Source organism: Anaerosporobacter mobilis DSM 15930 (assembly GCF_900142955.1).
GTDB lineage: Bacteria > Bacillota > Clostridia > Lachnospirales > Lachnospiraceae > Anaerosporobacter > Anaerosporobacter mobilis.
This window is the reverse complement of sequence record NZ_FRCP01000012.1, coordinates 68,075-80,909: the sequence shown is the minus strand read 5'-3', so window position 1 is coordinate 80,909 and position 12,835 is coordinate 68,075. Positions and strand designations below refer to the sequence as shown.

At 31.9% G+C, this 12,835-nt stretch carries 15 protein-coding genes; 1 reads left to right on the top strand and 14 read right to left on the bottom strand.

What is annotated here, in order from left to right; all coding sequences use genetic code 11:
* Positions 1-138 precede the first annotated feature (138 nt).
* Positions 139-3,081, bottom strand: a complete 2,943-nt coding sequence (locus BUB90_RS12030) for an insulinase family protein (RefSeq protein WP_084139224.1) — start codon at positions 3,079-3,081, stop codon at positions 139-141.
* 406 nt (positions 3,082-3,487) lie between these two features.
* Between BUB90_RS12030 and BUB90_RS12025 the strand changes: the two genes are divergently transcribed.
* Positions 3,488-3,688: a cold-shock protein gene (locus tag BUB90_RS12025; RefSeq protein ID WP_073288025.1), complete on the top strand. Its 201-nt coding sequence runs from the start codon at positions 3,488-3,490 to the stop codon at positions 3,686-3,688.
* Between the two features lie 98 nt (positions 3,689-3,786).
* Here the strand turns inward: BUB90_RS12025 and BUB90_RS23530 are convergent, their stop codons facing one another.
* The 13 genes from BUB90_RS23530 to BUB90_RS11975 all read right to left on the bottom strand — a co-directional run bounded on the left by BUB90_RS23530 (position 3,787) and on the right by BUB90_RS11975 (position 12,831).
* Positions 3,787-3,957 carry a hypothetical protein gene (locus BUB90_RS23530; protein WP_170865488.1) on the bottom strand — a complete coding sequence of 57 codons (171 nt, stop codon included), beginning with the start codon at positions 3,955-3,957 and terminating at the stop codon, positions 3,787-3,789.
* 28 nt (positions 3,958-3,985) lie between these two features.
* On the bottom strand, positions 3,986-4,582 hold the full coding sequence (locus BUB90_RS12020; protein ID WP_073288023.1) for an accessory gene regulator ArgB-like protein: 597 nt from the start codon (positions 4,580-4,582) through the stop codon (positions 3,986-3,988).
* 23 nt (positions 4,583-4,605) lie between these two features.
* Positions 4,606-4,797: a hypothetical protein gene (locus BUB90_RS12015; RefSeq protein WP_084139223.1), complete on the bottom strand. Its 192-nt coding sequence runs from the start codon at positions 4,795-4,797 to the stop codon at positions 4,606-4,608.
* Between the two features lie 21 nt (positions 4,798-4,818).
* The gene (locus tag BUB90_RS12010; RefSeq protein WP_073288019.1) at positions 4,819-5,571 is read right to left on the bottom strand and encodes an ABC transporter permease; all 753 of its coding nucleotides are present in this window, start codon (positions 5,569-5,571) and stop codon (positions 4,819-4,821) included.
* Entirely contained in the window at positions 5,555-6,484 is a 930-nt protein-coding gene (locus BUB90_RS12005; protein ID WP_084139222.1) for an ABC transporter ATP-binding protein, read from the bottom strand. The genes BUB90_RS12010 and BUB90_RS12005 overlap by 17 nt, the downstream gene beginning before the upstream one ends.
* Complete coding sequence (locus tag BUB90_RS12000) at positions 6,477-7,688, bottom strand: zinc metalloprotease (RefSeq protein WP_073288017.1); 1,212 nt, start codon at positions 7,686-7,688, stop codon at positions 6,477-6,479. The genes BUB90_RS12005 and BUB90_RS12000 overlap by 8 nt, the downstream gene beginning before the upstream one ends.
* Complete coding sequence (locus tag BUB90_RS11995) at positions 7,672-9,030, bottom strand: radical SAM/SPASM domain-containing protein (protein WP_073288015.1); 1,359 nt, start codon at positions 9,028-9,030, stop codon at positions 7,672-7,674. Before BUB90_RS11995 ends, BUB90_RS12000 begins: the two co-directional genes overlap by 17 nt.
* A gap of 91 nt (positions 9,031-9,121) precedes the next feature.
* A complete protein-coding gene (locus BUB90_RS23525; RefSeq protein ID WP_170865487.1) occupies positions 9,122-9,283 on the bottom strand; it encodes a hypothetical protein in 162 nt (53 codons plus the stop codon).
* Between the two features lie 45 nt (positions 9,284-9,328).
* Positions 9,329-9,472, bottom strand: coding sequence for a hypothetical protein (locus tag BUB90_RS23520; protein WP_170865486.1), 144 nt, complete (start codon positions 9,470-9,472; stop codon positions 9,329-9,331).
* 27 nt (positions 9,473-9,499) lie between these two features.
* Positions 9,500-9,679 carry a hypothetical protein gene (locus tag BUB90_RS11990; RefSeq protein WP_073288013.1) on the bottom strand — a complete coding sequence of 60 codons (180 nt, stop codon included), beginning with the start codon at positions 9,677-9,679 and terminating at the stop codon, positions 9,500-9,502.
* Positions 9,680-10,016: 337 nt separating this feature from the next.
* On the bottom strand, positions 10,017-10,730 hold the full coding sequence (locus tag BUB90_RS11985; protein WP_073288011.1) for a LytR/AlgR family response regulator transcription factor: 714 nt from the start codon (positions 10,728-10,730) through the stop codon (positions 10,017-10,019).
* A 43-nt stretch (positions 10,731-10,773) separates the two neighbouring features.
* Positions 10,774-12,129 (bottom strand): sensor histidine kinase, encoded by a 1,356-nt coding sequence (locus BUB90_RS11980; RefSeq protein ID WP_073288009.1) that lies wholly within the window; start codon positions 12,127-12,129, stop codon positions 10,774-10,776.
* An 18-nt stretch (positions 12,130-12,147) separates the two neighbouring features.
* On the bottom strand, positions 12,148-12,831 hold the full coding sequence (locus BUB90_RS11975; protein WP_073288007.1) for a hypothetical protein: 684 nt from the start codon (positions 12,829-12,831) through the stop codon (positions 12,148-12,150).
* Positions 12,832-12,835 lie beyond the last annotated feature (4 nt).

Genomic DNA, 12,835 nt, shown 5'->3' with positions numbered 1-12,835 from the left:
TTACAATAGTCAATTGCGAAACTCTTTGTAAGTCGATATGGAGAGGAGTTTCGTAATTGTCTATTATTAAAAGTGTGAAAGCTGGCAACGCATGGTCCCTTTCTTTAGTGTCGTTTAATCTTTCACACTACTATTTCTCTATATAAGGCTTTTTATTGCGCCAAACATATCTGCATTATCCTGTAATTTTGTTTCATTACCGATTACACATAAGTTGTTGTCTGCAAGAATTGCTCCAACTAAACCTGCTAAAGCACGAATATCTCCTTGTGTTGCAGTTAAAATCTGTTCTCTTTCTCTTTGGAAATCCATTGTCGTCATATCACTTAGGTAAGAAGCTAGTGAACGACCACCTTTTGCGGCTGGATTTAATGGTGTATCTACACTACTGATTGTTCCTATAATATATTTTGTCATATCACGATCATCTACGTCAAAGTTAGCGATATAGTCAACTACTTGGTCGTAGATTTTATTCGTTTCTTTAAGGTTAGGGTCACGATATGAAGTGAAATAGCCGTTTCCATCAAAGCTAAATCCACACATAGATCCATATGCTCCGCCCTTAACACGAATATTGTTCCATAGATAATCAAAGCTTAAGATAGACTTAAGAACACGTAATACTCCCGTATAAGAATAGCCATCTTCTCTATAATTGCCAGTACGAGCTACGTATTGAACCTTAGAAGCTGTCTTGAAACCTTCATTCAACTTCTTACAGTCAAACTTACCTAATGAAGTATTAATTTGCACATTACTTAACCTATCGATGAATGGTTTAATGAATGGGTCAAATAATTGATACCCCTCATCATCAGCAGTAACACTTAATAATACCGTATCTTTTCTAAATAAGCAATCCATAACTTGCTTTAAATTATTAGTAATTTCTTCATGTTTGTTATCAAAATTATTTACAAGATTATCAATAAAACGATAATAAGAGATACCATTAGTTAGTTCATCAAACATAGCCGCTTGTGAATAGTACGAGGTAGCACGGCTTACCGCAACAGAATGTCCGGATGAATTCAATTTCATCTGAAGACGAGATTTAATTTCCATAAGTATCTCTAGCATTCTCTTACTGTCCCCAAGTTTACTCTCATGAATAATTTCATTTAGTAGCTCCATTGCTACCCCAAGTTCTTGATATAATACCTTAATCTTGAAGGCTAATACTGGTTTGTAGTTGGTAATATCGTTTTTCTTCACATAGGTACTAATGAACGTATTAATTCCACCAGTATGAATATTGATTTCATTAGATAACTCTAAGAAACTGTTTTTTTCAGTATCCACATAACCTAGAACGGTTGATAACAATCCTATATAAGGAACTAAATCATTTGGTACGTATTTTGCATCAAATAGTATTCTTAGATATGCAATTTGATTTGTAAAAATATCATGCTGTACAACTGTTGTAGAATCAACCATCTTAATCTTATTATAGATTGGTTGTGCATCTTTGCCTATATCTTCCCTATCAAGTAAAGGTATTGACTGTAATTCTTCTGCTGTTGAAGCTTGTTCTTGATATTTGGTTAATTCTTTAGTATTTTCAATAATTTGATTAATCTCATCACCGCTTAGACTTGCTTTATATGATTCAAGTTTCTTCTTAATCTCTTCTTCAACTTTTGCTGTTAAACCAATTTCAGGTTTCACAATAACAACACTCACATGATTATTATTGATAAGATATTGCTTTATTAATTCCTCAAAATAACCGCTATTAATCTGTTCTTTTAAGAATGCGAATATCTGGTTGGCCTCCATATGAGCAAATGGTTTTGAATCATCATATAACCAACTTTCCAGTAATTGAATACCATACATAAGTCCCTTAGGAAACTGTCCAAAATCTGCTTCTCTATATTTGAATTCATAAAAATTAATGGCTGCACGTAATGCTTTCTCATCAATTCCATCTTTCACAATCTTCTCTAATGTCTCTTCAATTACTATTAGGAATTGATCTTTATCACTTTCATTAGCATTCTTCGCAATAATACTGAACATTGGTTGCATAATACTACTATCATAATCACTAAGGATATCTTGACCAATCTTAGCATCTAGTATTGCTTGCTTTAGTGGTGCTCCAGGTGCGCTAAGAAGTACATATTCAAGTATCTTCATAGACATAACTAATTTGGCATCTAATGAAGTACCCACTACTGCGTTATAGCTTACATACGTATTATTCTCAACAGGCTCTTCTGCAGAGATGGAATAGCTAGCTACAACTTCTTTTGGCTTTTCAAAAGATTTTTGCATCTCAATATGGGAATTCACTTGTATTTGATCAAAATCTGACAGATATTCTTTATCTAACCAATTTAGTTTTTCTTCAATATCCACATTACCATAGAGATAGATGTAACTATTCACTGGATGATAATATTTCTTATGAAAATCTAAGAATTCTTCATAGGATAAATCAGGAATGTTGTCAGGATCTCCGCCAGATTCCGTACCATAAGCAGTATCTGGGAATAGAGATTTCTTAATCAAACGGAATAAAACTTGCTCTGGAGAAGAAAATGCACCTTTCATCTCGTTGTATACAATACCATTAATTTTTAACTCATCCTCTTTATTCTCTAATTCATAATGCCAGCCCTCTTGTTCAAAAATCTGCTTTTTATTATAGATATTCGGATATAAAACCGCATCCATATAGACATGCATTAAGTTTTGAAAATCTTTATCATTACAGCTTGCAATCGGATAAATTGTTTTGTCAGGATACGTTACTGCATTAAGGAAAGTATTCAATGAACCTTTCTCTAATTCAATAAAAGGATCTTTAACTGGAAAATTCTTTGATCCACATAAAACAGTATGTTCTACAATGTGAGCTGCACCAGTTGAATCCATTGGTGGTGTTTTAAATCCAACGAAGAATACTTTGTTATCATCATCGTTAGACATTACAACAATACGTGCTCCACTTTTTTTATGCTTTAATATAATACCTAAAGTTTTTAACTCATCTATAGATTGAGATGTTACTATTTCGTATTGAGGCATGATGCCTAATTCATCAACACTTTTTATATTTTTTGACATGCTGTGTTTCCTCCTAAATTTGAATGGTCCATAGGACCATTATCCTATGTCGGCTACGCCAATCCTAATACATTTATACAATCCGTGCACAAATCTAATTAATTCCCATATTCTTTCATCAATATAAGTATTTACCATCGTTTTAGATTATAGCATACTACTTACATTTTGTCACCAAAACCCCATATTTAAACGCTTTTGATATATTTTTTTATCTTGGTTTTTTTGTTTGATAAATTGACTTTTTTCGATAAATATGTTAAATTTAAGTAAGACTATTCATTAAGTCGACGGTTTCAATTTGAACCTTGTTTAAATAGCCATCGGCTTTAACCAAAAGGGATATGATTTGTCTAAATCAGAGAGGGATATAATACCCGCTATAATGTATTAGGAGGCACTATTTATGAAAAACGGTACTGTAAAATGGTTTAATGCTAGCAAAGGATTCGGATTCATTACTGATGAAGAAGGAAAAGATATCTTCGTTCACTTCTCAGCTTTACAAATGGATGGATTCAAAGTTCTTGACGAAGGTGACAAAGTTGAATTTGATGTTGTTGATGGAGATAAAGGACCTCAAGCAACTAATGTAGTTAAACTATAAAATCAATACTATGTTACATAAAAGAGGTGGGAAATTTTTTCTCCACCTCTTTATTACTTTTCTATTTTCAACTTGTACATTTTATCCTTTATGAGATACTATTTGTTAAACTCTTTTACTAACTCAACATCTGGTACTTTCGGTTGACAGATAAACCATAGACAACAGCTCCCTACAATTGCATGAATGGATTTAACACATAACATCATCATCATTGGAGCTACACAATTCTTACCAATCTTATTCATTACATCCTTAATTCTTAACATACACTACCTCCCATAATTAAAACATTATTTAGTTACTACTATCACGATTAAAAATCGGTAACAATAAAATACTCTCAACTAATACTCCCGCCACTGCACTATTTATAATACTTTGATTACTCTTAACTGTAATAAGCAGAAGTATTATAATAATTTCAACAACAATTACTACTCTACTTTCGAATCTTAATTTTATTCTTTGCATAGCTTCTAATCTTTTATTCTTTGAATCAATTGGTGCTAAGATAAATACAAACAACCCACTAATTATCAAACAAACCAACCACGTAATTGCCATTATTGAATAACTCGGAAAACTATTAGTCATTGCTGTAATACTCTTAATACTTACCACTGCTAATAGTAGATAAGTAGTTATGCACTTCCAATGTAGATTACGATGTGCTCCACCAGCCTTTCTTCTAAGTATCACATAGAAGGCCATATAAACCAACATCTCTAGCTCCATATTCAAAAATATCCCTGTAAACAATACGAGAAGTGTATTTAACGCAATGGATAGTATCCCTTCAAAACCATATTCATATAATGGACGATATTTCTCTTGTGCAAGGTTACTAAGAATCACATAATTGGTAATCTTCTTTGATAAATATTGGTACACGTTATCTCGCCACCTCTCTAAAACTATTTGATTTCTTCAGGATTCTTAACTATTAATGACTCCACTTTACCACAAGAATCACAAAAATTAATGAGCAATTCCGATCCTCCAAGTCCTACCTTCGAGTCCAAGGAATGAACTGATGCAATTCCAAATAATTTTCCTGTCTTAAAACTACCATTTCCACATTTTTCACAAATTTGTTTTGATTCCATATTATTTCTCCTTTTAATAAATTATTTTTCTATATCCATCTTTATAAATTTCACATAGGAAACTGTTCCAAATAAAAACATATACATAAAGCAAACCACGGCTGCCATACCTAAGTTAACGGTACTAAAAGAGGCTGCTATTGCCTTCAAATAATAGGTTCCAATATAGCTTGATAGCCTTGGTAGCATTGAGCTTAAAATACTACTCACTAATGTAATACCAACAACTACACCAACGATAATTCCACTGTTTTTTATATATAGTGCTAAGAAAAAATTAAAAACTATCCATGTGATTAATGGAAGTAAACTCCAAACATAAGCTGCTATATTATAACCCACATCATTTTGTATTACAGCTGATCCGAACGCTAGGAAACTACCTAAATATGAGGTAATGTAAACGACTACAAGCATAATAACTGTTGCTACAATTACCGCCAATACTTTTGAAATGATAATTCTATTTCTACCATATCCACTTAATATTGATAACTTCAATGTTCCTTCATTGTATTCATCTGCTATTAAAAAGGTAATCATCAAAGTTGCAAAGATTGGTAACAGCAAATCAGATACTGTGCTGAGTAATTGAAGTGGATACTGAACTGCTAGCTCCTTCAGCGTTATGTCTTCTCCAAACTGTCCTGCCATATACACTTGTTTTACAATGAGGGAAAAGACTAGGGCAACAAACGCTAGAATTCCACAAAAGATGTAAATTCTTTTACTTCTAAAAATCTTATACATCTCATTCTCAAACAACTTTTTCATAAGGTTCCTCCTTTACGAGCATAAGAAAAATATCTTCTAAAGTAGGATCAATCTTAATAATATCTTGATCTTCAAGTTCCAAATCATCCAGTAGGTTCATTAAGTCTTCTCTAGTACTATTACTCATGCTAACGGTAACGGAATCAAAATCCGAAGTAATAACTTCATACTCTTCAATTTCAAAGAGTCTTTTTAATACTTTCTCTGTATCATTCGTTATAACCTTATACAGTTCTTTACTCACTTCGTATATCTTCTCTGTATTACCATAATAGACAGTTTTACCATGATTTATAACAATGATCTTATTACAAATCTTTTCGAGATAGTATAATAGATGAGATGAAATTATTACCGTTACTTTTTCTTCTTTCGCTAATTTACTAATTAGTTGATATATCTCTCGCATCCCCTGCGGATCTAATCCATTGGTAGGTTCATCAAGGATAATGACTTTCGGACGATTCAGCAAAGCCCTAGCTAATCCTAATCGTTGTTTCATCCCTGTAGAATAAGCCTTCACTTTCTTGTTCGCTGCCTCCGTTAGACCTACGAATTCTAAAAGACTACGGATTCTATCCATATCTACGTTAGGATACAGGTTAGCTATTAGTTTAAGATTCTGAATTCCTGTAAGATAATTATAAAAGGAAGGTGATTCTGACGTAAATCCTACATCACGAGATATTACATTGGAGTTATTATCTAGTTGTTGCCCATTAATATATATATCCCCACTGCTTTTACTAATCAATCTGGTGATAATCTTCATTGTTGTAGATTTTCCAGCACCATTAGGTCCAATTAATCCAATTACATCGCCTGCTTCAGCAGAAAAGCTGAGGTTATCAACGACTTCCTTATCATTATATTTCTTACATAGATTATCTACTCTAATTATCGTTTTAATCATGCACTCTCACCTTATTTCTATTTTTTAGATAGACACTAATTATTTCTATTACCTTCTTGCCAAGTATTACTGCCAAGATTAACAAGATTACTCTAAACTCATATAGATATTGCGAAAACGTATATCCCCTACTCATTCCTTTATTGATTACACTCATAATCCATCGTATCTCGAATCCAATTACTGTAGCATAAAAACCTACCGATACTAAGAAATAGATTGTATATAATCCATGGAAAGAATTCTCTCTACCAAGTGCCCATTCTTTAAATTGTTTAAAGGAGCCTTTTCTTAGATTTGGTCTTTTTAGTATTGTACTTAACATAAAATATCCATCTAATGGAAGCAATGGAGATATATTAGCAGCTACAAGAGATATATTCGTTGTACATACTAATAATAAAAACTTATATACATTGCCTTCTGCAAATTGTAGGAGAATTCCCGCGAAGGCCGCTATACTCATGTTGCAATAAATTCCTGCGAACCAAACACGTAACCTAAGCTTTGGCTCAATTGTGTAGATTCCAGGCATCTTCACATAAAACATTGGAGTTCCCACATATAATGCAAGTACCAACTGAGAAGGTTTCAATCCATATCGATACCCAACAATTGCATGTGCAAATTCATGAATCCCAATACTTAGTACAAATATCCCAAGCATTGCTACTATACCTAATCCTACCGAACCACCTAGCATATAGTTTCTTAATGTAAAGAATTCTTTCATGTTGAATATCATTAAGATTAATCCAACAAGTATTAAAGTACTACAAACCCAAGTAACTGGAGTGAGTAACTTATCAGTAAATTTTTGAAAACTAGAGTATAACTTCTTCAAATTGACTTTCTTTAAAGTAACAGATAGGTAATCCATCTCTTGTTTCTCTACTTTATATTCTTCTAGTGGATTACTAATCAATCCAGCCTTACATAGCCAAGTATATAAATGCTCCATATTTAATTTATATCCATGACTTTCTTCCAAAATGCTTTCTATATCTTGTAAACTATGTGAACCATCCATATAACCGACAGCCGCTTGAATTGCCTCCTTATTGTTCTCGTCTAGTTGAATAAAGCGATCTTCCTTGATACTACCCATGCAATAAATGTTTCCGTCTTTCTTCTCAAACAACGTCCAAACATTAATATCTTCTTCTATAATTGGTTTAATATAATTCTCATGCACTCTTATCACACTCACATTCTTTTTTACTAATCTTATATAGATTAATAATCACTCGTTCTGTCATTTTACGGTACATATCACAACTAACCTCACTATTGGTAAACACATCTTTTGTTTCAAGTAGATTAATTCCAAGGCATCCTGTGCAGCTTCTTCGAATAAAGCACTCTTTACATTCTGGTATTGTCGTTTTATTAAAATTCTCAAGTCTTGTAACAGTTTTCACAAAGTTCTCTGACTCAAATAAATGTTCATCAAAGATACTACCAATACATAAGGATTCATCATCTGTAAACATGAAACATGGATAGACCTCACCAAGTGTTGATATTGAATACTCAGCCAATCCAGCCGCGCATATATATTTGCTACTTCTTTTTGTATAGAATGCATTCACAACTCTTTGTACCAAAGAATACGTATACGTATGCATCTTCTTAGGATTTTCAAACACATCATCAACAGATTGAATGAATTCATCTCGATTTTTTAGTACAAAATCACAAGTTTGTTCTCCTCCAGCTGGAACAATATGCAGTGGAATCTCGCCGAATTCAGATCTGATATATTGAATAATATCTGCAATATGAACATCATTTTTAATATGATTTTCATTGTAAGTTACTTCAATCGTTGAAGGTTGATCTGTGTTTTCCTTTAGTTTCCTTATATTTTTAAGAATTACTTCCGATGTACCAAGACCATTTTCATAAACTCGCATCATATCATTAACAAGTGGTACACCATCAAAACTAACCGTAACTTGCATCTGATACCTATTAACCAGTTGAATAAAATCCTCTCCTATCATGGTTCCATTCGTTACAATTCCAATTCTCGTCTTTATTTCTTTGTTCTCATTCTTTTCTGCTATATACTCACAGATATAATGAATAAGTGGCATATTCATTGTTGGCTCTCCACCAAAGATCTGAATCATATGAATAACTTCAAATTTGTTAAAGAAAACATCTAACGCTTTCTTAGCTACAGATACTTCCATCATATTCTCATCAGATTGATAACTTCCGCCGTTGGCATAGCAATACTTACATCTCAAATTACAACTATTCGAAATATTTAAAACTAACTTTTCTAACCCTTCAAACTCTTCCTTATTAACTTGTTCTTGACTTTTTTCAGGAATCTTACTTCCACTTTGTAACAACGAATTTACTTTATTAATATCATTTTCAGATACATCAAACATTGTCATTATCTCTTCCTTAGAATAACTATTTTCAATTGCTTGAATAACACCTGCTGTCTTCTCATTTACTTCAAAAAACCTCATACTATCTGGTAAATATGCTAAACATACATTATCTTCTTTAATTATCTTTGTCTTCATAACCACCACCAACCTTTTCTTTTTTCTTTTTCTTCATTCTTTTTTCTTTATACGGCGACCTTCTTATGAAGTCGCCGTATATAATTTTAATTTATTTAGGGCATCCGAATCCGCACCAAACTCCAGCCGCTATACAGCCTACGCCACAAAGTGCTCCACCTGGTTGAATGCCTTCTTCTAATACGGCAACTGTTTCAAGATCTACTTCTCTCATTCTAATACAATCATCTTGTTCTTTTTGATAATTACTCATTGTTTAATCCTCCTCTAATTATGTATTTCTTAACATGATGCTTAATTAGCACCAGATACCACAAACTGCTCCGCCACAGCCTAAGCCACATAATCCACCAAGTGCAGGTGTAATTGTTTCTTCTAAAGCTTCTGTTTCTGTGATTTCAACTTCCTTCATTACAATTTCATTCTTATTCAAATCGTTCATCTTCAATTTCTCTCCTTTTTCTTAATATTAGAATCCACAAAGTAGTCCGCCGCAACCGCCACCACATGCTGCACCAGCACAGATAGCAAATCCACAAGCACAACCACCAATAATAAGAGGCATATCACTAGCTGGTAAAATATCAACCTCATTAATTACAATTTCTGTAGTAAGTACTTTTTCTTGCATTACATTTTTGTTTTCCATCATACTTTCTCCTTTCTTTACCTCAATAATGTTATTTTCTATTTTTAATTTATTAATAAGACATTACCGATTCACCCGGGTTTTTCTTTTGGCTTTGCCTTACTGACAAGTTAATAATACTCAATATTCAGTATGCTATCTATAAACCGAAGGTATTTAACCAATAACTCATTGTATTTTACATTTTTATGACTCCTCATACTTCAATCACATGAAATTCAACCAAATTATTGAACTGTTTGGTTTCAACCATCTCAGACCGTTTTTATATTAATAAAACATATTTTTCTATAAATTAAAGAAGAGCAGTCGATTGACTGCTCTCTAGATTACTAATTTATTTTCCACCGTAGTACTGCTCTTTTACGATCTTACTGAATTTTCGTCCCAATGTAAAACTCATAGAATTTTTTAATACTACTTCGTTACTTTCAATTGTTGTAATATAGTTCTTATTCACTATGGTTCCTTGATTAATCTGGTAAAACATCTTCTCTAATTTCTCAATCATATTCGTTATGGTAAGGTAACAATAATGAACCGAATCCGTAGTATGTATTGCACACTGGTTATGTTCTTTTTCTATATATATAATCTTATACTGTGGAATCTTTTTCTTAACATTATCCTCCACAATTGTAATCATCGTACTAACTATTTTTGATTTCTGCATGATAATTTGATTAACCGCTTTAATTATCCATTTTTCTAACTTTTTAGGATCTAATGGTTTTACAAGGTATCCAATTGCTTCTGCCTCGAAAGCTTCCAAGGCAAATTCAGCATGTCCTGTTATAAAGATTGTAACCATATCATTGTATAATTTCTTCAGTTGTACAGCCGCTGAAATACCGGAAATTTGTTTCATATTAATATCAAGAAATGCAATATCAACACGATGTTTCTTCGCATATTCTACTAGCTCTTCTCCACTTTCAAAACACTTTAGATCAATATCTAGGTTATGTTTTTTCGCTATCTCACTTATATATACTTCATTAATCTTTAGCATCATTGTCTCATCATCACAAACAGCAATACAATATTTCATAACTTCCTCCAGTTCGTGGATAATATGTCCATATTAAATCACTTTACATATTCTTTTCTTTTTGATAGGATCGATTACTTTCTTTTGATATGAATATCTTAACAATAAAATTAATATCATCCGTACTGTATTCAAGCGTTCCGTTGTACTTTTTGATTATATCTTGCATGGTGCGACTACCAATACCATGCGATTCCTTATTCTTTTTGGTTGTCATTAATCCTTCCTCGGTAATTAGTGGTGCCTCTACAAAAGGATTCTTACAATCTATATACCAACCCTCTTCTTTCTCAACACAAACAAACTTAATCTCTCGATCAATATCGATAGCGTCAACCGGCACTTTATCTGTTGCCTCGATCGCATTATCTAGTATATTACCAATCAAAGAACAAATCTCAATTTCTGTAAGTATGAAATCCTTTACTTCAATCCAAGTAACTAACTGTATCATCTTCTCGTTAGCTAGATGTTTTTTATTGTTCAATATAATACTTAAAATTTCATTATTTACAATAATTATATCGTTTGCTTCCTGTAGATTCTTATATATACCATTCAAATAACTTTTCAACTTATTGTACTGCTTCGTATCTAACAATCCATAGATTACCCCAATATGATTGTTCATATCATGGCGTAAACTTCTTAGATTATTTGATAATATATTCATGTTTTCATTCTGCTGTAATTGCATCTGCATATACTGCGTCTTTAGTCTATTCTCCGTTAATTGCCGAGAAAATCGAAGTAGTCTGTAGATATTAAATATGAAAACGATAGTCACTATAATAATGTTAAATATAATTAGAAGTAAAATCATCTCTGGTGAAATTCTACTAATATTCAAGTAAAAGATATAAGTTAAAAATACTAAGGAAAAATCTGTAATTATCATCAAAAATATCATATCTTGTAGTTTATTCTCAACACCTACAATATTGTTCTGCCAATCATGAAATTTTCGAATTAAGGTTAATACTATATAGCGACTTATAATTGAGATCAATGTAATTACAATAGTGGGTTTACTAAAATCATTAACAACAGTTTCCTTAGTTAGTAAGAAAATTCCCATTACTAATATATCGGATATAGCTAATCCTACCATATATAGTAATACAATAAGAATCTTTAATCTTAACGAATCTTTAAATAAATATACTGTAAGGAAAAGTATAATCCCAAAATTAATAAAGGTTAACATAGAATTAAATACAGCATTATCATTATCCCAACATAGTACAGATTTAGTAATCATAATAACAGCCACTATTGCTGCTGCAAAACTAGCTACATTCACAGAATATCGCCTTTTTAGAAACAGATTTACAATTTTAAACCAAACATACGCTTCAAATACATTTAACAATATTAATAACAGACGATTTAGTATCATCACTTTATTAAACTCCTCTTATACGTTATGTAATTCTTTAAACTTTTTCTTTTTAACTTTATAGTTAACTTTCTTAATTTCTCCCATTCCAATCTTGTAGCTATAATCAAAAAAATCATTGCTTAATACTGAATCACTTGATAATATAATACCTATTGCATTCTGACTATCAATATAACACTGAAGGAATTCTATAATCTTATCCTTACAAGCAGAAGAAGAATATAACCAAAAATCTTCTAATAATATTAGCTTTGGTCTTTTTTGTGATGTTGCTATGATTTCAATCAACAACTTCTCATCTTCTGATACTTGTGACATATTTTGTTCTAAAAGATAGTCCAAATTCATAAAGTGCAACATACTTTCTATAAAACTAAAAGATGTTTCATGATCCTCTCTCTCCACAGTTAGCACACTAAAAATATCAATATATTCTCTAACTGCAATATTATCAATTCGCTTTCTATTGTTAAGAGAGATGTATTGAATTAATTTCATGTAGGCTGGAAGATCTGCAACCATACTTGTCTCATTAAGTATAATGTCTCCATGATAAGGAGTCTTCCCTAAGAGTACATCAAATATAACCCTTGCTAAATCTCCTTCGAATTTAACTATTGAATTTTCTTGAATATTCATAAAATATTTGCTGTTTTGTCTATTACAGCTTGCTATGTTTTTAATCCTTATATTAAGCACCCTT

Excerpts from the sequence above, each read along its gene's own strand:
- BUB90_RS23525 (WP_170865487.1), bottom strand. The coding sequence starts at position 9,283 with ATGAGTAATTATCAAAAAGAACAAGATGATTGTATTAGAATGAGAGAA.
- BUB90_RS12025 (WP_073288025.1), top strand. The coding sequence starts at position 3,488 with ATGAAAAACGGTACTGTAAAATGGTTTAATGCTAGCAAAGGATTCGGA.
- BUB90_RS12015 (WP_084139223.1), bottom strand. The coding sequence starts at position 4,797 with ATGGAATCAAAACAAATTTGTGAAAAATGTGGAAATGGTAGTTTTAAG.
- BUB90_RS23520 (WP_170865486.1), bottom strand. The coding sequence starts at position 9,472 with ATGAACGATTTGAATAAGAATGAAATTGTAATGAAGGAAGTTGAAATC.
- BUB90_RS11985 (WP_073288011.1), bottom strand. The coding sequence starts at position 10,730 with ATGAAATATTGTATTGCTGTTTGTGATGATGAGACAATGATGCTAAAG.
- BUB90_RS23530 (WP_170865488.1), bottom strand. The coding sequence starts at position 3,957 with ATGTTAAGAATTAAGGATGTAATGAATAAGATTGGTAAGAATTGTGTA.
- BUB90_RS11990 (WP_073288013.1), bottom strand. The coding sequence starts at position 9,679 with ATGGAAAACAAAAATGTAATGCAAGAAAAAGTACTTACTACAGAAATT.
- BUB90_RS11980 (WP_073288009.1), bottom strand. The coding sequence starts at position 12,129 with ATGATACTAAATCGTCTGTTATTAATATTGTTAAATGTATTTGAAGCG.
- BUB90_RS12030 (WP_084139224.1), bottom strand. The coding sequence starts at position 3,081 with ATGTCAAAAAATATAAAAAGTGTTGATGAATTAGGCATCATGCCTCAA.
- BUB90_RS12010 (WP_073288019.1), bottom strand. The coding sequence starts at position 5,571 with ATGAAAAAGTTGTTTGAGAATGAGATGTATAAGATTTTTAGAAGTAAA.
- BUB90_RS11995 (WP_073288015.1), bottom strand. The coding sequence starts at position 9,030 with ATGAAGACAAAGATAATTAAAGAAGATAATGTATGTTTAGCATATTTA.
- BUB90_RS12005 (WP_084139222.1), bottom strand. The coding sequence starts at position 6,484 with ATGATTAAAACGATAATTAGAGTAGATAATCTATGTAAGAAATATAAT.